The following is a 21,781-nucleotide window of genomic DNA, read 5'->3' as shown; positions in this document are numbered from 1 at the left end:
TGACCTCTCCACAATGGAGAGACGCATGGAAACGGATATCACGAATCGCACCGCGCGCACGAACGAGCGCGTTCTGATCGTCGGCGGCAGCTCCGGCATGGGCTTCGCGCTCGCGAAAAGCCTGCTGGAAGACGGCGCGCAAGTCATCATTGCCGGTCGATCGCACGCAAAGCTCGCCGAGGCGAAGCAACGCCTGCCTCACCCGGACAACGTGCGCACGTTCGCCGTCGATATCGCAAGGGAAGAGCAGGTGACCGAGCTGTTCGCGTTTACTGGGCCGCTCGATCACATCGTGACGACCGCCGCCGATATCGAAGGCGCGTATCAGCTATTGCCATCGCTCGAACTCGAAGCCGCGCGCCGCGTGATCGACTCGAAGTTCATCGGCCCGTTGCTGCTCGCGAAGCACGGCGCGCCCGTGCTCGCGCCCACCGGCTCGATCACGTTCACGTCGGGTATCGCCGCCTATCGGCCCGCGCCGCGCGGCTCGGTCGTCGCGGCCATCAACGGCGCGCTCGCCTCGCTCGCCAGTGCGCTGGCCGTCGAGCTGGGGCCGAAGCGCGTGAACGTGGTCTCGCCGGGCTGGGTGGATACGCCGATCTGGACGTTCGTCGCCGGCGACGCGAAGCAGGACACCCTCGACGCCATGGCCGCGCGCTTGCCCGTTGGCCGCGTGGGGCAGCCCGAGGATATCGCTCACGCCATCCGCTTTCTCATGGAGAACGGCTTCGTTACGGGGACAGTGCTGCATGTCGAAGGCGGTCACCGGCTGTCGTGACGATGCCGGGGGATGCACGCGAGGCTGCGAGAAACTCGCGCAGCACCGCGGGCTGGGTACGCCGTGCGCGCCAGCTCATGACGACAGGCACGCTCGCCGCCTCGCCAGCCCACGCGAGCACCGTGAGCGGCTCGCGTGCGTCCGCGGCAACGAGCGCGGGCACGATCGCGCAGCCCAGCCCGCTTTCCACGAGGCGCACGATGGCCGCGATGCTGCCGAACTCGCCGGCGAGACGTGGCCGGTGCGGCGCGCCTTCCGGGCGACCGGGAAACGCGGCATCGAACATCTGGCGATAGACGCAGCCTGGTTCCGTCACGAGGAACGCTTCGTCCGCGAGATCGCCGGGCGTGACGGCCGCACGCCCCGCGAGCCGATGCCGGGGCGGCGCAATGACGACGAGCGGCTCGCGCCCGATCACTTCGTATTCCACGCCAGGCACGGGCACCGGCTCGCCGAACGCGAAGCAGACGTCGAGCGTGCCGCTCTTCACGCCGCTACGCAGCGCTTCGCTGCCCGCCACCTTCAACTGGAGTTCCGTCGCCGGATGCGCTTGCCGGAAGGCCGCGAGCAAGGGCGGCAAGCGCGAAACGCCGAGCGTTTCAAGCGCGCCAACGCTCAACGTGCCTGCCGTCACACCGGCCGCTTCCGTAACCGAGGCGCGCGCCTCCTCGGCGAGACTGAGCAGATCGCCCGCGTAGTCGTGCAGGCGCTTGCCCGCTTCGGTCAACGAGAGCTTGCGCCGCGAGCGGTCGAACAACGCCACGCCAAGGTCCGTCTCGAGCGCCTGAATCTGCTCGGTGACGCTCGATTGCGCGAGGTGAACCTGCTCGGCGGCCCGCGTGAAGTTCAAGGTCCGCGCCACGGCGAGGAAGGTCTTGAGATGGCGGAGTTCCATGGTCTGCTCTTGAGGGCTGGCCCAGTGCGACAAGAGGTGCATCTTACGCCTCGAAGCACGCCGCGATCCAGGCTGAGCCCCAAGCGATGAAGCGCTTACGTCAGCCATACATCGTTGTTGCATTTCCCCGACAAAACGTGAGCTTATCTTTTGAAATAAGAATAATTCGCATTATCATCTCGGTCTTTCGCTGATCGGGGCCGGATGGCAGCTCGGCCCGGACAGTGCTGGTTGAACGCAAAGAAGAAGGGAAAGCATGGCTTCGGGGAAGCGCGCGTCGCAGACGCGCATGTCGCACACGCGCACGTCGCAAATGCGCACGCAACAATGGCGCAGGATCTGCGCACACGCGATCATCAACTCCACGCTGGCAGCGGGCATGGCGGGCATTACACATGCGGCGAGCGCAGCCGACGCCGACGCGGCGAGCGCAACCGCCAACCCAACCGCGTCGGCCGACGAAACCACCCAGCTCGCGCCCGTCAAGATCACGAGCAGCAAGACCCAGGGCTACGCGCCGCAAACCGTCGAGACGGGTCAATACCGCGGCATGGATGCGCTCGACGTGCCGGCCACGGTGAACGTCGTCACGCGCTCCGTCATGGACGCCCAGGGCGACACGGGCCTATACGACGCGCTGCGCAACGTCGCGGGCGTGACGCGCCAGCAGCTCAATGGACTCGCATACGACAACCTCTCGGTGCGCGGCATCGCGCTCGACAATCGCTCGAGCTTTTATCTCGACGGCCTGCTTCCCATCGACAACAACATCTGGATGCCGATGGAGAACAAGGAGCGCGTGGAAGTGCTGAAGGGGGCGTCCGCGCTGTACTACGGCTTCGGCGCGCCGGCGGGTATCGTTAACATGGTGCTGAAGCGCGCGGGCAGCGAGCCGGTCACGAGCATTTCGGTGCTCGGCGACTCGAATGGATCGATCGGCGCCGCCGCCGACATCGCGCGCCGCTTCGGCCCGAGTGACCAGTTCGGCATTCGTGTGAACGCGATGGACGAGCACGTCGAAACGCCCATCGAAGGCAATCGCGGCTACCGCAAGTTCGTGAGCGCCGCGCTCGACTGGCGCGTGAACGACAAGCTCAAGCTGCAATACGATATCGAGCACATCGAAACGCGCATTGTCGAGCAGGCCGGCATCGCGCCGCTCACCGCAGTGAACGGCAAAATCACGCTGCCCGCCATGCCCGACCCCTCGAAGCTGCTCGTGCCGAACAACAGGCCGACCACGGCGAGCGCCACGTCGCAGCTCGTGCGCGCCGACTATGCGTTCAACGACCACTGGAGCGCGATGCTTTCGCTCGGCCAGTCGATCACGCGGCGCGACCGTTGGGCCTGGGTGTTCCAGAAGTACAACGTCACGACCGGTGCGGGCACGCTACAGGGCAGCCAGCAATATGGGCAGATGTACGAGAACAAGAACGTGCGTCTCGAAGTGAACGGCGACTTCAAGACCGGACCGTTTACGCATACGGTCACCACGGGTGTCGTGCAGAACTGGCTGTTTCAGCCGGACTTCACGACGTACACGTATACGGCGGCGCAAAACCTCTACGATCCCATCGACATCACGACGCTCAAGCAAAGCGGCAGCGCGCGGCAGTTCTATGCACAGCACGTGCGCAACAGCGGCGTTTACTTGTTCGACCAGATCGACATCACGCCGCGCTTGCAGGTCGTGGCTGGCGTGCGCCGCTCGGAATACATGACCTCGCAGGCCGGTACGCCAAGCTCCGATATCAACCACACGTCGCCATCGGGCAGCATCACCTACCGCGTCACACCGCAGACGAGCGTCTATGCGAGCTACGTCGAAGCGCTCGAATCGGCGGGCAGCGCGCCGGCTACGGCTGTCAACGCGAACCAGATCCTGCCCGCGGCGGTGAGCCGGCAGCAGGAAGTGGGCGTGCGCACGCGCCTCGCCGGCAATACGCTCGTATCGCTTGCGCTTTTCAACCTCAAACAGGCCAGCGCCGAAACGAATGCCGACAACGTCTATGTGATGGATGGCAACGCGCGTTATCGCGGCGTGGAGTTTTCGGTGCAAGGCGATGTGACGAAGGACGTTTCAGTCACTGCATCGGCCGTTTATCTCGACGCGAAGCAGATCGATTCTTCCGACCCGACGCTCGTCGGCAAGACGCCGGAGAATACGCCCCACGTCACGGCGAGCCTCTTTGCCGAATATCGCGTGCCGGTGCTTGCGGGTCTTTCGGTGAATGGCGGCATCTATTACGTGGGGCCGCGCCAGGTGAACAACGCGAACCAGGCGCAGATTGGCGGCTATACGCTGTTGACCGCAGGCGTGCGTTACGCAACGCGCGTGTACGGCAAACGCGTTTCCGTGCAGGCGAATCTGGAGAATGCAGCCAATCGGCGCTACTGGAGTGCGGCGGGGTCGAATCAGCTGGGCGTGGGACTTGGACGCACGCTTGAATTGACTTCAACGCTGGAGTTTTAAGCGTCGGCCCGGGGCTTTAAAAAATCTTCGCGCAGGGCCTTCAAAAATGCGCGACGAGTCGATACAATGGCGACCCTTCGAGCCCACGAGGCGAGAGTGGACGGGATCAAAACGAGTCCCGGGTTGTATTGGAATGCCGACGTGGTGAAATTGGTAGACACGCTATCTTGAGGGGGTAGTGGCGAAAGCTGTGCGAGTTCGAGTCTCGCCGTCGGCACCAAAATTGAATCCAGTATCTTGCTGTGGAACTACGCGGTGATATTGGAAAAGATTGCATTCGCAAGCTTCTGCTGCGAGTAGGGCGAGAAAGCCAGCTTATCAGCTGGCTTTTTGCTTTTATGGAGTAATCGTAAGGACTCCGGTATAGTTCCCGGCGAGCGCGCGCGAGTGCTTGCGAGGTTACGTGCGCCGCGTATATAATCGCCGCTCTTCGAGCAGGTCCGTTAGCTGACATTGCTCGATTCTGCGTCATCCCACTGGCGCAGAAGCCGTTCTGAATGGGGGTATAGCTCAGCTGGGAGAGCGCTTGCATGGCATGCAAGAGGTCAGCGGTTCGATCCCGCTTACCTCCACCAACAGAACGCGTGGCCCTCGGGCACGTTGCTTCTTCATCCTCCTGATTCACTTCCCCGTGCTGCATCGATATTCCTGCATCCTTTTCGAGGAATCGCATTCGCACGCGCACCGTCACAGCGGCAACGCGTGCGTCGACAGAATCTCTTTCAGCACCATGAAGCTGCGGACCTGCCGCACGCCCGGCAAGTACAACAACTGCTCCGCATGCAGTTGATTGAAGCTTTCGTTGTCGCGCGTGCGCACCAGCATGAAGTAGTCGAATTCGCCGGTCACGACGTGGCATTCCACACAGCCTGAAACCTTCTGGGCCGCTTTCTCGAATGCGGCGAATGCTTCGGGCGTCGAGCGGTCGAGCACGAAGCCGATCACGACCAGCATGCCTGCGCCGAGCGCCTTCGGATCGAGCAACGCGACGATTCCGCGTATCAGCCCCAACTCCTTGAGTCGTTCCACACGCCGCAGGCATGCGGGCGCACTGAGCTTCACCTTGGCCGCGAGGCTGACGTTTGAAATCGACGCGTCCTGCTGCAAATGCCTGAGGATTGCGCGATCGATGCGATCCAATGCGGGCGGTCCATTCGATGTAGCGGGCGAATGCCTGGTTAATTTCATTGCGTCATCCAATCGTTTCGCAAATTAAAAGTGTGCCGAAGTCAAAGCGACTGCTCTAAACGTAGGTCGTCGATATTTTTTTAGCAAGCTCATTTCGCGGCAACGCGCCTAACATTTCTCCATCGGATTGCGCGTTCCAGGCGCGTACCGACCGTTGACCACGCCCCGCATGAGCCGACCTCCCGGAGATATTCGATGAACCTCCAGCGTTTCCCCCGTTATCCACTCACGTTCGGACCCACGCCCATCCAGCCGCTCAAGCGCCTGAGCGAGCATCTCGGCGGCAAGGTCGAGCTGTACGCGAAGCGCGAGGACTGCAACAGCGGACTCGCGTTCGGCGGCAACAAGACGCGCAAGCTCGAATACCTGATTCCCGACGCGCTCGCGCAAGGTTGCGACACGCTAGTCTCGATTGGCGGCATCCAGTCGAACCAGACGCGTCAGGTTGCGGCCGTCGCTGCGCATCTCGGCATGAAGTGCGTGCTGGTCCAGGAGAACTGGGTCAACTATTCGGATGCCGTGTACGACCGGGTCGGCAACATTCAGATGTCGCGCATGATGGGCGCGGACGTTCGGCTCGTACCGGACGGCTTCGACATCGGCATTCGGCCGAGTTGGGAGGAGGCGCTCGAGAGCGTGCGCGCGGCTGGCGGCAAACCGTATGCGATACCGGCGGGCTGCTCGGAGCATCCGCTCGGCGGCCTCGGTTTCGTGGGCTTTGCCGAGGAAGTGCGGGCACAAGAGGCGCAATTGGGCTTCAAGTTCGACTACATCGTCGTGTGCTCGGTGACGGGCAGCACGCAGGCGGGCATGGTCGTCGGCTTTGCGGCGGATGGCCGTGCGGACCGCGTGATCGGCATCGACGCTTCGGCGACGCCGGAGAAGACCCACGCGCAAATCACGCGCATTGCGCGTCATACCGCCGGGCTGGTCGATCTCAACCGCGATATCAGCGAAAAGGACGTGATTCTCGACACGCGTTATGGCGGCCCGGAGTACGGGCTGCCGAACGAAGGCACGCTGGAGGCGATTCGCTTGTGCGCGCGGTTCGAGGGCGTGCTGACCGATCCCGTGTACGAGGGCAAGTCGATGCACGGCATGATCGACAAAGTGCGCCGAGGCGAATTCGAGCCGGGGTCGAAGGTGCTGTACGCGCATCTGGGCGGCGTGCCGGCTTTGAGCGCGTACAGCTTTATCTTCCGCGACGGCTGAGTTGAAACGAGGGTTCGCTGGAGCGCGAGGCGTACGCCCCGGTCTTTGACTTTGGTCACGGCGCGCAGGGCGAATCACATCGACAATGACGCCCTACACGTCGTGGGAGTGCCGGGCCCTGTTGCCTCTCCTGCGAACTCCGCGCCGGGCTTTTCAGCCCGGCGTTTTTTTTGGAATCCAAATCGATCTGAATTCCCGGGTCAATGGCGAGGGACGCTCATAGCACGATTCATGCAGACGGCGAGCGCAGAACCTGACGTTGTTGAAAGGCGACCCTGGCGACTCGACGGTTGCGGCGTTCGCGACCGCCGTCGGGTTCTACATAAAGTGGAGTACTTCACGCACAAACGTCACGCACATGCAGCGCTGTGTAGTGTTTGATTAACGCGATGGGGGCCACCACAATCATGAAATCAGGTCGGAAAAAAACCGAGTGACTCACTGACTGACGCGCGACTCCCTCCACGTTCACCCACAGGGAGCATGTAGCGCATTCGCACCCGGCTTCTGGATTGGAAGCGAAAATGGCTACCATTCGGGACGATTCCAGATTCAGACTCTTCCTGCACACCGGAATTGTTGCATTGGCGTATTTCGCTGGTGCAAAGCTAGGCCTTTCCTTTGCGGTAGTGGGTGGCGCAATCTCTCTTGTATGGCCTTCCAGCGGCATCGCTCTCGTTGCGCTGCTCGCGATGGGCATCGCAGTTGCCCCGGGCATTGCGATTGGCTCCTTTCTGGCTAACGTGTCGGTGGGCGTGCCTGCGGCCGTGGCCGTGGTGATAGGCATCGGGTCCATGCTTGGGCCGTTGACGGCAGCCATATTGCTGAACCGCGCGACCCGTTTCCAGATCACCCTCGATCGCATCAACGACGTGCTGGCCTTCATCGCCCTCGCTGCGATGACGAGTACGGCAATCAGTGCGCTGGTTGGCACGACCGCCATGCTGGGAGGGGGCCTGGTGACGGCCGACGAGTACGGCGCAGGCTTTCTGAAATGGTGGCTCGGCGACATGATGGGCGTCCTTGTCGTGGCGCCGGCCCTGTTCAGCTTCCTCACATACTCGAACCCTGTCCGATCCGCGGAGCGGGTCATGGAAGCGTGCGCACTCGTTGCTGCGACCTTCTGGGTGAGCTACCTCATCTTCGGTGCCCCTGAACTTGCCGGGCATGGCTACTATCCTGCAGCCCTCGCGATCTTTCCATTCGTAATCTGGGCGGCGCTGCGCTTCGATCGCCTGGGCGCGAGCATCGTGACCCTGATGATCTCGGCCGTGGCCATTTGGGGCACCACGCACGGCACGGGGCCCTTCGCTGCCGAATCGCCTGTGGACAGCCTCGTGAGGTGGTGCACCTTCGCGAACGTCGTGGCGGCAACGGGACTGCTGCTGGCGGCGGCGCGCGCTCAGGAACGGGGCGCCCATGACCTGCTGCAGGCAGCCCACATCGAACTGGAGCGACGCGTCGAGGAGCGAACCGAAGACCTTGAGAAGGCGAACAACGAACTCAAGGAGGAGATGGTGCGTCGCCGTCTGCTGGAAGGGGAGCTGATCCAGATCGCCGATCAGCAACAGAAACTCATCGGCCAGGAACTGCACGACGGGCTTGGGCAACACCTGACCAGCTTGGGCCTGTATTGCGCCGTCTTGAATCAGAAACTGCAGACGCAAGGCCACCCAGCCGCCGCCGACGCCGCCATGGTAGTCGGATTGGTGAAACAGGCGTCGTTGATGACCCGCAGGATTGCCCATGGCCTGGATCCGGTCGCGATGGAATACGGCGGACTTGCGGCCGCGCTGCAAGCGCTGGCGGAGACGGCACGCGCGCTCAACGGCGTAGATTGCAAACTGCGCATCGCGCCAGATGTGGACTTGCTGGACCCGCTGCTGCAGATCAACCTGTACCGGGCAGCACAGGAAGCGGTCAACAACGCGCTGAAATATTGTCACGGCCACCGCATCTGGATTGATCTCGAACGGGCGGGCGGTCTGCAAACGCTTTCGATCAGTGACGACGGGGTAGGCATCGGGCCGGAAGAAATGGAACGTGCCGCGGGTCTTGGGCTGCACAACCTGCGTCACCGGGCAAGCCTGCTGGGCGGCTCCTGCTCCGTGACCCGCAACGGTTTGGGGGGCACTACCGTCGCCATTAGCTATCCGCTACCGGAGGGTTCTGGTCATGCACAGTAAATGCGCTAGCTCAGGCTGTGCGACTCAAATCCTGATCGTGGATGACCACCCCATCATCCGGGACGGGATGACGCTCTTGCTCAATCTGCAAGAGGACCTGCACGTCTGCTGCGCAGCGGGCAGCGCCGAAGAAGCGCTGGCGGCGATGGACTGCCAGCCCGATATGGCCATCGTGGACATTAGTTTGCAGACGGATTCGGGACTCGAGCTAGTCAAGACACTCCGGCACCGCTATCCAGATCTGGCAATCCTTGTCCTCAGCATGCATGACGAAAGCTTGTTTGCCGAACGCGCACTGCGGTCCGGGGCGAACGGTTATCTGATGAAGCTCGAGGCCACGGAGCATGTCGTGAGCGCCATCCGCGAAGTGCTGGCGGGCAACATCTACATGAGCGCCGCCATGCATGAGAAGCTCGCGCGGGCGCTTGCCGTCCCACACAAAAAGCCCGAAGGCCCGATTGCAAACCTTTCGGAACGGGAATTCGAAGTTCTGCATCTGATCGGACTCGGCTTCAGCACCCGCGATATCGCGGCGAAGCTGAACCGGAGCGTGAAGACCATCGAAGCGCACCAGGCCAATATCAAAGAAAAGCTGGACATCCGTAATGGCAAGGAGTTAACGCGCTTCGCAATTCAGTGGATCGAGAGCCAATAGGGCTCAGCCCGCCCACTGAATAAGGCAATCCCCTAGCCACTTTTAGGACGAGTGCCTGATTCATGCACTTGGGGTCGGCGCATACAGTCGTAACTGCCCGACACCGAACGATCTACCTCCGGTGAGTCTGCGGAAACCGTGCGACGGGTCCGGCAGATGGGAATCACACGCGGCACACCGAAGGAGCGATCATGCGCGCATTCGACGTCATGACTACGTCAGTCGTCACCGCCCGACCGGACATGACGATCCACGACGCTGCAAGACTGTTCGTCGACAACCATATCGGCGGCATGCCGGTTGTCGATGCGAACGGAGAGGTGGTGGGCATCGTCAGTCATCGCGACCTCCTGCATCGGGTAGAAAACGGCACAGGGCGCAGCAAGCGCCCGTGGTGGCTCGAAATTCTTGCGTCGTCCCCGCGCGACCAGGCGGCGCGGTATGTAAAGGAGCACGGTCGTCTCGTGGGCGACGTCATGTGCGACCAGGTGATTTCGATCTCCGAAGATATGCCCCTCCAGCAGATCGCAGATCTCATGGAGCGTCGGCACCTCAAACGGGTGCCGGTGCTGAAGGACGGCAAGCTCATCGGAATCGTGTGCCGGGGAAATCTGATTCGCGCGCTCGCGAGCGTCGAACCGATCGTGGACGGGCGAGCACATGACGATGCGAGCCTGCGCGACGCGATAGTTCGCGAAATGCACGGGCAGCGCTGGGGGTTGCCAAAACATAGCGTGCTCGTCAAGGACGGCGTCGCGCATCTGTGGGGTGTGATCGAGTCCGACGAGGAAAAGCGCGCGATCCGCGTCGCGGCCGAGGGTGTGCCGGGCGTCAAGCGCGTAGAGAGCCACTTGCTGTCTCAAGGTGTGATCCCAACGCTGTAGCCGCCCTCAATCGCGGATCGTTTGCATATGTTCAACCCAGTCTTGCTCAAGGCAGAGATGTTTGCATTGAGTAGTGACCCGTTCGTTACAGGAGGAAATCAGCGAAGTGAAACGGCTTGTTTTGGCACCGCTCGCGCTCGCGTTACTGAGCGGTTCCCCTACCGCCGAGGTCAGTCGGATGTGCGACTAGCTCGCTTGAACACCCGCTTCACCGCATCACTGGGGCGTTGACGCCGGTTGCATACAAGAAGACTTGTCGCACCAAACGTGGCAATCGTTGGAGGTAGCTCATCATGAAATACCTTGTTCAAACTGTCGTTGTCCTTACTGTCACGGCTGCTCCGGTTCTCTCGTTCGCACAATCGAACGGTCCCGTGACGACTGAGCAAGTTCGCGCCGAGCTCATTCAGCTCGAACAGGCCGGCTATCACGTCGGTGACGGCGACAATGCAAACTATCCAGCCGATATTCAGGCTGCGGAAGCGCGCGTGGCAGCGCAGAATGGCGGGAGTGGTTATGGCGGGATGGTCAGCGGGTCGTCAGCGTCCGGCGCGCCCATGGCTACTACTCCCGGTTTGAAGCCGGTTTACTTCGGTCAGTAAGACATCGCGTTGACGGACTGGCTTGTGTGGTCTCGAAGCACGTCGCACTAACGCATCACACGCTACTTGAAAGCCCCTCTCCGGAATGGAGAGGGGCTTTTTGATTGTTTTGGGGAGGTTCGGGATTGGCTGAGGGTGGTCAGGAAGAGCTCGGCTAATTCACTTTTCGATCGTCGTGCAATCGAGGGGCGCCAGGGCGAGGATTTACCGGCACCTCAGAGCTTGCTCATAAACTATCCTTGGCATAAACAACAAGCGTTCTCGCCTTAGACGGCGGGCGCATGGTTGTGCGTCGCAGAGGAGGCCATTGCTATGGCTATCTGTCGCCATTTGATTCGCTGTCTTCTGGCTGGGTGTTTGGCCGGTAGCATTGCCGCCCTGCAAGCCGCCTCTCCTGCCGCAACAGCGCCGCCCGTCTCGCAGAATTTGCCCGGATCGCCGGCTGCACAGTCGCAGGCGCAACTGAGTCTCAAGGTCAGGCCGTGGACGGGCGACTTCAACGCGATGCTCGACCGGCGCATCATCCGTTTTCTGGTCCCGTACAGCCGCACGCTTTACTTCGTCGACAACGGCCAGGAGCGCGGGTTGTCGGCGGAGCTGGCGCGCGACTTCGAGCGTTACATCAACGCGAAGTACGCGAGCCAGCTAGGTAACCGGCCGCTGACGATCGCGCTAATCCCCACCACGCGTGACAAGCTGCTCCCGAACCTGCTCGCCGGTCTGGGCGATATCTCTGCCGGAAACATCACCGCAACCGACGAGCGGCTGAAGATCGTCGATTTCATTGCGCCGCGCGACAGAAAGCCGGTGCGCGAACTGGTCGTGACAGGGCCCAGTGCGCCACCTCTGGCAACGATCGACGACCTTGCGGGCAAGGAGGTCTATACGCGTGCGTCGACGAGTTACTACGAAAGCCTCCAGGCGTTGAACGCGCGATTCGTCAAGGCGGGTAAGCCGCCCATTCGCATCAGGCTCCTGCCGGATGCTCTCGAGGATGAAGACAAGATGGAGATGGTCAACGCCGGATTGATCGGCGTCGTGATCGTCGACGACTGGATGGCCCATCTTTGGGCACAGGTGCTGCCGCGAATCCAGGTCCACGATAACCTGGCGATCAACAGCGGTGGCTACATCGGCTGGGCGATCCGGAAGAACAGCCCGGAGCTTCAAGCCGTGCTCAACGAATTCTACGTCGACTTCGTGAAGCGCCAAGGTGTGGCTGACTACCGGCTGGCGCAGTACATGAAGCAAATCAAGCAGATCGCCAACAACTCCGGCAGCATGGAACGCAAGCGTTTCGAGCAGACGCTTGCGCTGTTTCAGAAATTCGGCAGTCAGTATGGCTTCGATCCGCTGATGCTTGTGGCGCAAGGCTTCCAGGAGTCACAGCTCAACCAGAACGCACGCAGTCACACTGGTGCGATCGGCATCATGCAGCTCCTGCCCGCGACCGGCAAGGAGATGGACGTGGGCAATATTTCCACTGCGGAATCGAACATCCACGCGGGTGCGAAATACATGGACCAGCTAATCAGCAAATACTTCTCCGATGCGCATTTCGAAGCGACCGACCGTTCACTCTTCGCGTTCGCGAGCTATAACGCAGGTCCGGAAAACATTGCGAAGATGCGAAAGGAGGCGGCCTCGCGTGGGCTGAATCCGGACAAATGGTTCAACAACGTAGAAGTCGTCGTAGCGGAGAAGATCGGCGCCGAAACAACGACCTATGTGCGCAACATCTACAAGTATTACGCTGCGTACAAGTTGATCGTCGAGGCCCAGGCGGCGCGCAAGAAGGCGTTGGAAACGACACAGCCAAAGAGTTGAGAGATGCGGCTTCGAGATGAAACCTCCAATCAGGAATCCAAATGATCCATCCATTTTTTACGGATCGTAGCGTGAGACGCTGAAGCATTTATGGAATTCCCGAAAAAGACGCGACTATCTTCAACACAATACGGTGCCAGAAAGACAGGGAGAGTAACCATCGTCCTGATCGCGGCCAATCCGGAATAGATCGTCCAATCCGACTGTTCTCCGTTAGAGGCCCGCTATATACGAGGTCTCAGGGCATGGACGCACACGTGCATAGAGCCACGGCGGCCATATTCTTTAGGGGAATGTCCCATGGCAAATCTGACCAACAAGACCGCCCTCGTCACCGGCGGTTCGCGCGGCATTGGCGCGGCCATCGCCAGGCGCCTGGCCGCCAACGGCGTCAGCGTGGCGATCACCTACATCAGGGGCACGACTGCCATTTCCGGTGGGGCTTGCTCGCGCGACGTCCGCAACTCAATCATTGGAGTTCCCGTGAACGCGAAAACTTTCGTCGCCCTTTTGGTCGCATGCTCAGCATCGCTGGCTGCACCTGCTTTCGCAGGCGTCTACTTACCTGCATCGGACTCTCGCTCCGACAGCGGAGCGCCATCAACGCAAAGCGGTCAAACGACGCCGTCGCCGTACAGCAGCGTGGTTCACAAAAACCATCGCGGCGTCAGCGGCAGCGCATCGGCGAGGTCGCAGTCCGGCAAGCGCGCCCCGGGCGACAGCATCGATCCCATGTATCGCGGAGGTTGATGTGCCCGAGGCGGCACGCGAGAAACCTGGCACGCTGATCAGTTCCCTCGTCGAAGCACGTTAGGGCCGCGGCGTGGCGGAGACACAGCAGGAAGGCAGCGCTGCTAGAGATTGTGCGGAGCTATGTCGACTCGTCGCATTTGCATCCGACCGTCGCAGCGCCCGAAACGGGTGCGCCATGATGCATGCCGGTGCACGTTGGTACCGGCGCAGGGCAGGGTAAATGCATCGCACGCCCCAAATGCCTGCATTTTTCATTGGCACGCTTCTCGCTTTAACGAGTGGGCAAGGAGCCGGCGCAGTATCCGGTTCAGACAATCTGGAAATGGACAGCTAGGGTTCCGGCCTGCTTCTCGCAGGTGCTGGTCCGAGAGCTGGCGACCTCAGGCGAGGTTACACGGCGGGATAAAAGCCCGGGAGAGAACGCGATGTTTGCGCTGCTCCCTGCCGTTGCTAACCGTCCCCTTCGAGGTCAACTTCATGCGCAAGCTCGTTCGCTGTCTTGGCATCGCCGCCGTCTCCCTCGCCACCTTCGCTTCAACCGCCGCGTTCGCCGCGGGCCGCAGCGACTTCAAGGTTTGCTGGACCATCTACGCCGGCTGGATGCCGTGGGGGCAGGCAAAAACTCAGGGCATCATCTCGAAGTGGGCCACAAAGTACGGCATCAAGATCGATGTCGTCCAGTTGAACGACTACGTTGAATCCATCAATCAGTACACAGCTGGCAAGTTCGACGGCTGCGCGATGACCAACATGGATGCGCTCACCATCCCGGCCTCGGGCGGCGTCGATTCGACGGCCCTGATCGTGAGCGACTACTCGAACGGCAACGACGGCGTGCTCATGAAGGGCAAGGGCAAGCAGATCGCCGACCTGAAGGGTCAGCAGGTCAACCTCGTGCAGTTCTCGGTCTCCCACTACCTGCTCGCACGCGCTTTGGAAAGCGCCCATATGAGCGAGCGCGATCTCAAGGTTGTGAACACATCCGACGCCGATATCTCAGGCGCATTCGCAACCCCGACTGTTCACAACGCGGTGACATGGAATCCGATGCTCGCTGATCTGAAAGCGCAGCCGAACGTCACCGAAGTCTTCGATTCGAGCAAGATTCCCGGCGAAATCATGGACATGATGGTCGTCAACACGAAGACGCTGCAAGAGAACCCGGCACTCGGCAAGGCACTGACGGGCGCATGGTTCGAGATGGTTGCGCTGATGCACAGCAATTCGGCGGCGAGCACCAGCGCGCTGACGTCGATGGCGAAGGCCTCCGGTACCGACCTTGCGAACTTCAAGGGGCAGCTGTCGACCACTGCGCTCTTCTACACACCTCAGGCGGCAGTTGCATTCGTCACGAGCCCGGACATGCCGAAGATCATGACGCGCGTCGCGAAGTTCTCCTTTGACCACGGTCTGCTCGGCCAGGATGCAAAGAGTGCGGATTCCGTGGGCATGGCGTTCGACAAGAACGTGATCGTCGGCGACAAGAACAACGTCAAGCTGCGCTTCGACCCGAGCTACGTCGAGATGGCGGCCGCGGGCAAGCTCTGAGACTGATTTCGAAGCAACAACCAGGCGGTCACCATGCGACTCATCAATCGACATCCGAGCCGGATCGGCAGCATGATGCTGCTCCTGCTGCCGTTCGTCGTGCTCTTTGCCGTGTATTTCACTGGATCTGCGCAGCGGCTCAAGCTCAATCCCGATGACAAGCTGCTTCCGAGCGCGGCGCAAATGAGCGATGCCGTGAAGACGGTCGCATTCACCGAAGACAAGCGCACGGGTGAATATCTGTTGTGGGACGACACCCTGTCGAGCTTGCGACGACTGGGTATCGGTCTCGTGGTGAGCGCGGTGATTGCACTGGTGGCCGCTATCGCGACCGGCTCGTTTCCGCTCGTCAGCGCAACGCTCTCGCCATTCATCACCGTTGTCTCGATGGTGCCTCCGCTGGCGGTGCTGCCGATCCTTTTCATCGTCTTCGGGCTCGATGAGCTATCCAAAGTCGTGCTCATTGTTTTCGGCATCACACCCATGATCATTCGGGACCTGCATGCTCGCGCCCGCGATATTCCCGCCGAGTTGTGGGTCAAGGCACAGACGTTGGGGGCCACGAGCTGGACGGTGATTCTGCGTCTGGTTTTGCCGCAACTCCTGCCGCGCCTGCTGGTGGCGATGCGTCTCTCACTCGGCGCTGCATGGCTCTTTCTCATCGCCGCCGAAGCGATCGCATCGACGGACGGCCTGGGCTACCGCATCTTCCTCGTGCGCCGCTACCTCTCCATGGATCTGATTTTGCCGTACGTCGCCTGGATCACGCTGCTCGCGTGGCTCACCGATGAGCTGCTTCGCCGCATCACGCAGTGGTCCTTCCCCTGGTACGGCGGAGGTGGGCGATGATCGAAGTCCGCAATGTATGGAAAGAGTACGGCAGCCAGGTGGTCCTGGAGCGTTTGAATCTGACGATCCAGGAAGGCGAGTTCTGTTCGATGGTCGGCGCTTCCGGCTGCGGAAAGTCGACGTTTCTGCGACTGCTGCTGGGGCAGGAGCAAGTGACGCGCGGCGAGATCCTGCTTGACGGTCAACCGCTGCCCGGTGAACCGGACGCCCATCGTGGCGTGGTGTTTCAGCGCTACTCGGTGTTCGAGCACCTCAGCGTATTGCGCAACGTAATGCTGGGACTGGAGCTTCCGGAAGCGAAGCTCACGGGCAGACTCTTCGGAGCGCAACGGCGCGCCGCGCGAGACGAAGCAGCGGCCATGCTCGAGCGGGTGGGACTCGGTGCGGCCTTGAACAAGTATCCGCAGCAACTCTCCGGTGGTATGCAACAACGCCTCGCCATTGCGCAGGCCTTGATGATGAAGCCGCGCGTCCTGCTGCTCGACGAGCCGTTTGGCGCACTCGACCCCGGGATCCGCAAGGACATGCACGCGCTGCTCTCCGACCTGTGGCGCGAAGCGAAGCTCACCATTTTCATGGTTACGCATGACCTCAAAGAGGGCTTCACGTTGGGAAGCCGTGTACTGGTTTTCGACAAGGTACGCGTGGACCCTCAGGCACCGGGCGCCTACGGAGCCCGTATCACCTACAACATTCCACTCGACCGCAGCCGCGAATCGGTGTCCGCGGTGCATCTGGCACGCGCGGCGGTGCAAGGCGCGTCCAGCATGGAAGTGGTCTCATGAAGGGAACTCGAACATGAAGTTATTGCTTGAAGAAACCGTACCGGGCGGCGGCCATACCTCGCTCATCGTGAAGCGCGGGCAATCGCTGCGCGTGACTGACCTGCACGGCGGCGCCAATGTCAGCGTCATGATGGTCAATGCAACGGAGAAGAGCGAGCGCCTGAACCTCCCGGATTCGCTGAAGTGCCAGCACACCGCGAAGCTCACGACGGGTCACTGCCTGTACTCCGATATGGGGCGTGTTCTCGCTGCCATCGTCGACGACACGTGCGGGTGGCACGACAGCATCGGTGGCGTCTCGAACGCCGACGAGGTCACGGCGCGGTATGGCGCTGGCCGCTATCAGGAACTGCGCAACGCGTTCTACCGGAATGGCACCGACAACTTGCTCGTCGAGATGGGCAAGTGGGGCCTCGAGATCTCAGACCTGCTGATGACGCTCAATCTTTTCAGCCGCGTTGATGTCACCAGCGGTGGAGAGCTGAATTTCGTGAGCAAAAACTCGAAGGCCGGCGACTACGTCGAACTGTATGCGCCGATGAACACGCTTGTCGTGCTCACCGCGATTCAGCACCCGCTCGACCCGAACCCTGAATATGCGCCCAAAGCGGTGAAGCTCGAATTGAGCGAGGCGCAGCCCGGCGTGGCCGAAGTGTGCCGTACCGCATGCGAGGAAAACGTGCGCGGCTTTATCAACACAGAGCGATTCTTTCTTTGAGCGGAGGCCACTTCATGATGAGCACGCTTGTCGTCAGCGACAAACAGCCCGAGAGCGCGGTCTACCGCGAGACAGTGGCCGCGGGTGAGCCCTGGCTTCACGAAGTGAAGGCGGGCCAGACACTGCGCATCGTCGATCTGGAAGGCAACCAGGCGGTCGATACGCTCTTCTACAGCCTCGCCGATCCGCGCGAGCGCTTTGACCCACAGCGCACGCTGCGTCGGCAGAAGAGGCTCTACCTGACAGCCGGCTCGGTGTTGTACTCGAATCTCGGCAATCCGATGCTGACCGTCGTTGCCGATACCTGTGGACGCCACGATACGCTCGGCGGCGCCTGCGCACAGGAGAGCAATACCGTGCGCTATGCGCTGGGAAAGCGCTATATGCACAGCTGCCGAGACAACTTCCTGCGCGCTTGCGCGCATGACGGCCGCCTCTCGAAGCAGGACATTGGCGCGAACGTCAACTTCTTCATGAATGTGCCCGTCACGGCGGAAGGGGGGCTCACCTTCGAAGACGGCATTTCCGCACCGGGGAAGTACGTCGAACTGCGGGCCGAGATGGACGTCATCGTGCTGATTTCCAACTGCCCCCAGCTGAACAATCCGTGCAACGCCTACAACCCGACGCCAGCGGAGCTGCTGATATGGGACTGAAGCATCTCCGCAGCTGGATCTCGTTCGTCATGCTCGTGCGTGCGGGACGTCATTTCACGCTCACCAGCGAAGTGCTGACTCAGGCAGGTCGCTGACGCGAATACGGCCGTGGACGACCGCGGCTCGCATCTCCCACGGCGGGACGGCCCGCCTCTGAATCAAGTTTCCTTCCATGTTCGAGAAGATTCTTATCGCCAATCGTGGCGCTATCGCGTGCCGGATTCTCAGAACGCTGCGCGAACTCGATGTCACCGGAGTCTCCGTTTTTGCGGAGGCGGATAGAGCGAGCCGTCATGTGAGCGAGGCGCCCATCGCGCACTGCCTGGGCGACGGGCCCGCGGCAATGACCTATCTCGACACGGAACAAATCCTCGCGGTCGCTCGCCGCGAGGGCGCGCAGGCCATTCATCCCGGGTACGGATTCCTCTCCGAGAACGCAGCCTTCGGCGAGGCTTGCGAAGCGGCAGGGATTGCGTTCATCGGACCCACGCCCGCGCAGCTGCGTGCCTTTGGTCTGAAGCACACGGCGCGCGAAATCGCGGAGCGGGAAGGCGTGCCTATGCTCAGGGGCACCGGCTTGCTCGGTGACCTGATGGCGGGGCTGGAAGCGGCAGAAGTGATCGGCTATCCGGTGATGTTGAAGAGCACGGCCGGCGGCGGCGGTATCGGCATGCGTGTGTGCTGGAATGCAGCCGAACTCAGTGCGCATTTCGATGCCGTGAAGCGACTCGGTGAAAACAATTTCAGCGACTCCGGCGTTTTCCTCGAAAAGTACATCGAGCGGGCGCGACACCTTGAAGTGCAGGTCTTCGGAGATGGCAAGGGCGATGCCATCGCACTCGGCGTGCGCGACTGCTCTGTGCAGCGGCGCAATCAGAAGGTGCTCGAGGAAACGCCCGCGCCGTGCTTGCCGGATGGGATTGCCGAGGCACTCTGTGCGGCTGCCGTAAAGCTTGCGAAGGCAGTGGACTATCGCTCGGCCGGCACCGTCGAGTTCGTGTACGACAGCGCTGCCGAGCAGTTCTACTTCCTCGAAGTCAACACGCGATTGCAGGTGGAACACGGTGTAACCGAACAGGTGTGGGGTGTCGACCTCGTGCGCTGGATGATCGAGCTGGCAGCGGGCACGCTCGAGCCGTTGCAGGAACTCGTAGCGAACCTGACGCCGCGCGGCCATGCGATTCAGGCGCGGCTCTATGCTGAAGATCCCGGCCGGGACTTCAAGCCGAGCCCCGGCCTGCTGACTGACGTTGCGTTCCCGCAAGCCGACGGTTGCGCGCTACGCATCGACACGTGGATTGAAGCCGGCTGCGAAGTGCCGCCGTACTTCGACCCCATGCTCGCCAAGGTGATCACCTGGTCCCCGACTCGCGACGAGGCGCGCAACGCACTCAAGGACGCGCTCCAGAACACGCGCATTTACGGCGTGGAGACGAACCGCGACTATCTGCGTCAGATCCTGGACGACAAGCCGTTTGCATCGGGCGAACCATGGACCCGGTGCCTCGAGGGACTCAAGTACGAGGCCTGTACGGTCGAAGTCGTCAGCGGCGGTACGCAGACGACGGTCCAGGATTTCCCCGGCCGTCTCGGATACTGGGCGGTCGGCATTCCGCCTTCGGGGCCGATGGATGACCGAGCCATGCGGCTGGGCAACCGCCTGCTTGGCAACGCCACCGATGCCGCCGCGCTTGAAATCACGATGAGCGGCCCGACGCTGCGTTTCAATACGGACGCGGTCATCGCCATCACGGGGGCGGAAATTCCCGTGCTGCTCGACGATGTCGAGCAGCCGTTGAATACGAGCCTCATTGTCCCGGCAGGCTCGACGTTGTCGCTCGGCACCATTCGTGGCGCCGGCGCACGCGCTTATCTGTGCGTACGCGGAGGTCTGGACGTCGGCCTGTATCTCGGCAGCCGTAGCACCTTCACGCTCGGTCAGTTCGGCGGACATGGCGGCCGCGCAATACGCGCGGGTGACGTGCTTCACCTCTTTGCGCTCGAAAATTCGCAGGCTGGCAAGACGCTGAATGACGTGCCGAAGCTCGAAGACGTGCGGAGCATCCGCGTGATCTATGGTCCGCATGGTGCGCCCGAGTACTTCAGCTCCCGCTACATCGAACGCTTCCTCGACACCGATTGGGAGGTTCACTTCAATTCGAGCCGTACCGGTGTGCGCCTGATCGGGCCGAAGCCGGAGTGGGCGCGCGAAGACGGCGGCGAGGCGGGATTGCACCCATCGAACGTTCACGACAATCCTTATGCGGTCGGCGCCGTCGATTTCACCGGCGACATGCCGGTGATTCTCGGACCCGATGGACCGAGTCTCGGCGGCTTCGTCTGTCCGGTGACCATCATCGAGGCCGACCTCTGGCACATCGGGCAACTCAAGGCCGGCGACAAAATCCGCTTTGTTCCGGTGGAAGTGGACGAAGCGCGTGGGGCCGCACGTCAACGCGCCCGCGAACTGGAAAGCCTCGAGGTGGAGTCGAACGCGCCGACTCGCAGGCGGTCGTCACTGACCTCACCCATCGTGCTCGACATGGGTTCGGACGGCGAGCGGCTCGTTGCGCGCGTGTCCGGCGACACGCATCTGCTGCTCGAAATTGGGCCCGCTGAACTGGACCTCGTCTCGCGCTTTCGTGGGCATGCGCTCATGCAGTCTCTCGAGGCCATGGCGCTTCCGGGCGTGATCGATCTGACGCCGGGTATCCGCTCTCTCCAGATTCATTATCGACCGGAGCAACTGGCGCTCGCGCCACTGCTGGATGTCGTACGCGAGGCGTGGGAGCAGGTCCTGCTGAAAAAGGATCTGCGTGTGCCGTCGCGAGTCGTGCACATTCCGCTGTCCTGGGATGACCCGGCGTGCCAACTCGCGATTGATAAATACATGACCACGGTGCGAAAAGATGCACCGTGGTGCCCGAGCAACCTGGAGTTCATTCGCCGGATCAACGACCTCGAGTCCATCGATGCCGTCAAAGAGATCGTGTTCGACGCGAGCTATCTCGTGATGGGCCTCGGTGACGTCTACCTGGGTGCGCCCGTCGCGACACCGCTCGATCCGCGTCATCGCCTCGTGACGACCAAATACAACCCGGCCCGTACGTGGACCGCGGAGAACTCGGTCGGCATCGGCGGCGCGTATCTGTGCGTGTACGGCATGGAAGGGCCGGGCGGCTATCAATTCGTCGGGCGCACGCTGCAGATGTGGAATCGCTATCGCAAGGTCGCGGATTTTGCCGGTCAGCACTATTTGCTGCGCTTCTTCGACCAGATCCGCTTCTACGAAGTGTCGGCCGATGAGCTGCTTCGCATCCGCGCCGATTTTCCGCTTGGGCGTTATCCGTTGCGGATTGAAGAGTCGGAACTCTCACTGCCGGATTATCAAGCGTTTCTCGAGAGCGAAGCCGACAGCATCGGCAAGTTCCGTTCGCGACAGCAGGCTGCATTCCAGGCCGAGCGCGAGCGTTGGCGCGAAGCGGGCACCACTGAAGAGGCAATTGAGGCACCGGATGCGGAAGATGCCCAACTGGCTCCCCTGAAGGACGGCCAGGTCGCCGTGGACTGTGAAATCGCCGGCAGCCTCTGGCAGGTGAAGGTGAACACTGGAGACGTGGTTGCCGCCGGCGACGTACTGCTCATTGTCGAGTCGATGAAGATGGAGATCTCGGTGTTTGCCTCGTGCGCGGGGACAGTCGGCGAAATTTACGTGGCTCCTGGCTCGCCCGTGCGCGCAGGGCAACGCGTCGCAGTCATTGAACGTCACTGA

At 61.6% G+C, this 21,781-nt stretch carries 17 protein-coding genes, 2 tRNA genes and 1 riboswitch; of the genes, 17 read left to right on the top strand and 2 right to left on the bottom strand.

What is annotated here, in order from left to right; genetic code table 11:
- Nucleotides 1-25: 25 nt before the first annotated feature.
- Nucleotides 26-778, top strand: a complete 753-nt coding sequence (locus E1N52_RS04800; protein WP_133180684.1) for an SDR family oxidoreductase — start codon at nucleotides 26-28, stop codon at nucleotides 776-778.
- On the opposite strand, the gene E1N52_RS04795 is transcribed toward E1N52_RS04800, so the two are convergent.
- Entirely contained in the window at nucleotides 732-1,673 is a 942-nt protein-coding gene (locus E1N52_RS04795; protein WP_133180682.1) for a LysR family transcriptional regulator, read from the bottom strand. The two genes, E1N52_RS04800 and E1N52_RS04795, sit on opposite strands and share 47 nt — an antisense overlap.
- A gap of 289 nt (nucleotides 1,674-1,962) precedes the next feature.
- Here E1N52_RS04795 and E1N52_RS04790 point away from each other — a divergent pair, with 289 nt between their 5' ends.
- The 3 genes from E1N52_RS04790 to E1N52_RS04780 all read left to right on the top strand — a co-directional run bounded on the left by E1N52_RS04790 (nucleotide 1,963) and on the right by E1N52_RS04780 (nucleotide 4,721).
- Nucleotides 1,963-4,146 carry a TonB-dependent siderophore receptor gene (locus E1N52_RS04790; protein WP_133180680.1) on the top strand — a complete coding sequence of 728 codons (2,184 nt, stop codon included), beginning with the start codon at nucleotides 1,963-1,965 and terminating at the stop codon, nucleotides 4,144-4,146.
- Between the two features lie 135 nt (nucleotides 4,147-4,281).
- Nucleotides 4,282-4,366, top strand: a tRNA-Leu gene (locus E1N52_RS04785).
- Nucleotides 4,367-4,645: 279 nt separating this feature from the next.
- Nucleotides 4,646-4,721, top strand: a tRNA-Ala gene (locus E1N52_RS04780).
- A 112-nt stretch (nucleotides 4,722-4,833) separates the two neighbouring features.
- On the opposite strand, the gene E1N52_RS04775 is transcribed toward E1N52_RS04780, so the two are convergent.
- Nucleotides 4,834-5,334 (bottom strand): Lrp/AsnC family transcriptional regulator, encoded by a 501-nt coding sequence (locus E1N52_RS04775; protein ID WP_133180678.1) that lies wholly within the window; start codon nucleotides 5,332-5,334, stop codon nucleotides 4,834-4,836.
- Between the two features lie 195 nt (nucleotides 5,335-5,529).
- Between E1N52_RS04775 and E1N52_RS04770 the strand changes: the two genes are divergently transcribed.
- From E1N52_RS04770 to uca, 13 genes are all read left to right on the top strand, one after another.
- Nucleotides 5,530-6,546 (top strand): 1-aminocyclopropane-1-carboxylate deaminase, encoded by a 1,017-nt coding sequence (locus tag E1N52_RS04770; protein ID WP_133180676.1) that lies wholly within the window; start codon nucleotides 5,530-5,532, stop codon nucleotides 6,544-6,546.
- Between the two features lie 524 nt (nucleotides 6,547-7,070).
- Nucleotides 7,071-8,732: an MASE1 domain-containing protein gene (locus tag E1N52_RS04765; RefSeq protein WP_133180674.1), complete on the top strand. Its 1,662-nt coding sequence runs from the start codon at nucleotides 7,071-7,073 to the stop codon at nucleotides 8,730-8,732.
- Nucleotides 8,722-9,387: a response regulator gene (locus E1N52_RS04760; RefSeq protein WP_133180673.1), complete on the top strand. Its 666-nt coding sequence runs from the start codon at nucleotides 8,722-8,724 to the stop codon at nucleotides 9,385-9,387. The genes E1N52_RS04765 and E1N52_RS04760 overlap by 11 nt, the downstream gene beginning before the upstream one ends.
- Before the next feature lie 191 nt (nucleotides 9,388-9,578).
- A complete protein-coding gene (locus E1N52_RS04755) occupies nucleotides 9,579-10,271 on the top strand; it encodes a CBS domain-containing protein (RefSeq protein ID WP_133180671.1) in 693 nt (230 codons plus the stop codon).
- A 293-nt stretch (nucleotides 10,272-10,564) separates the two neighbouring features.
- Nucleotides 10,565-10,873 (top strand): DUF4148 domain-containing protein, encoded by a 309-nt coding sequence (locus E1N52_RS04750; RefSeq protein ID WP_133180669.1) that lies wholly within the window; start codon nucleotides 10,565-10,567, stop codon nucleotides 10,871-10,873.
- Nucleotides 10,874-11,185: 312 nt separating this feature from the next.
- The gene (locus tag E1N52_RS04745; protein WP_133181190.1) at nucleotides 11,186-12,700 is read left to right on the top strand and encodes an MltF family protein; all 1,515 of its coding nucleotides are present in this window, start codon (nucleotides 11,186-11,188) and stop codon (nucleotides 12,698-12,700) included.
- 300 nt (nucleotides 12,701-13,000) lie between these two features.
- A complete protein-coding gene (locus E1N52_RS45250; protein ID WP_281282603.1) occupies nucleotides 13,001-13,450 on the top strand; it encodes an SDR family NAD(P)-dependent oxidoreductase in 450 nt (149 codons plus the stop codon).
- Nucleotides 13,451-13,772: 322 nt separating this feature from the next.
- A riboswitch (guanidine-I (ykkC/yxkD leader) is annotated at nucleotides 13,773-13,872 on the top strand.
- A 58-nt stretch (nucleotides 13,873-13,930) separates the two neighbouring features.
- Nucleotides 13,931-15,001, top strand: a complete 1,071-nt coding sequence (locus tag E1N52_RS04730) for a putative urea ABC transporter substrate-binding protein (RefSeq protein ID WP_133180667.1) — start codon at nucleotides 13,931-13,933, stop codon at nucleotides 14,999-15,001.
- A gap of 33 nt (nucleotides 15,002-15,034) precedes the next feature.
- Nucleotides 15,035-15,850, top strand: a complete 816-nt coding sequence (locus E1N52_RS04725; RefSeq protein WP_133180665.1) for an ABC transporter permease — start codon at nucleotides 15,035-15,037, stop codon at nucleotides 15,848-15,850.
- Nucleotides 15,847-16,635, top strand: a complete 789-nt coding sequence (locus E1N52_RS04720; protein ID WP_133180663.1) for an ABC transporter ATP-binding protein — start codon at nucleotides 15,847-15,849, stop codon at nucleotides 16,633-16,635. Before E1N52_RS04725 ends, E1N52_RS04720 begins: the two co-directional genes overlap by 4 nt.
- 13 nt (nucleotides 16,636-16,648) lie before the next feature.
- On the top strand, nucleotides 16,649-17,353 hold the full coding sequence (locus E1N52_RS04715; protein WP_133180661.1) for an urea amidolyase associated protein UAAP1: 705 nt from the start codon (nucleotides 16,649-16,651) through the stop codon (nucleotides 17,351-17,353).
- Between the two features lie 14 nt (nucleotides 17,354-17,367).
- The gene (locus E1N52_RS04710) at nucleotides 17,368-18,009 is read left to right on the top strand and encodes an urea amidolyase associated protein UAAP2 (RefSeq protein WP_069262091.1); all 642 of its coding nucleotides are present in this window, start codon (nucleotides 17,368-17,370) and stop codon (nucleotides 18,007-18,009) included.
- A 172-nt stretch (nucleotides 18,010-18,181) separates the two neighbouring features.
- Nucleotides 18,182-21,781 carry an urea carboxylase gene (gene uca, locus E1N52_RS04705; protein WP_133180659.1) on the top strand — a complete coding sequence of 1,200 codons (3,600 nt, stop codon included), beginning with the start codon at nucleotides 18,182-18,184 and terminating at the stop codon, nucleotides 21,779-21,781.

The sequence above is a fragment of the Paraburkholderia guartelaensis genome, assembly GCF_004353905.1.
Classification (GTDB): domain Bacteria; phylum Pseudomonadota; class Gammaproteobacteria; order Burkholderiales; family Burkholderiaceae; genus Paraburkholderia; species Paraburkholderia guartelaensis.
This window is presented reverse-complemented; position numbering and strand designations above follow the sequence as displayed.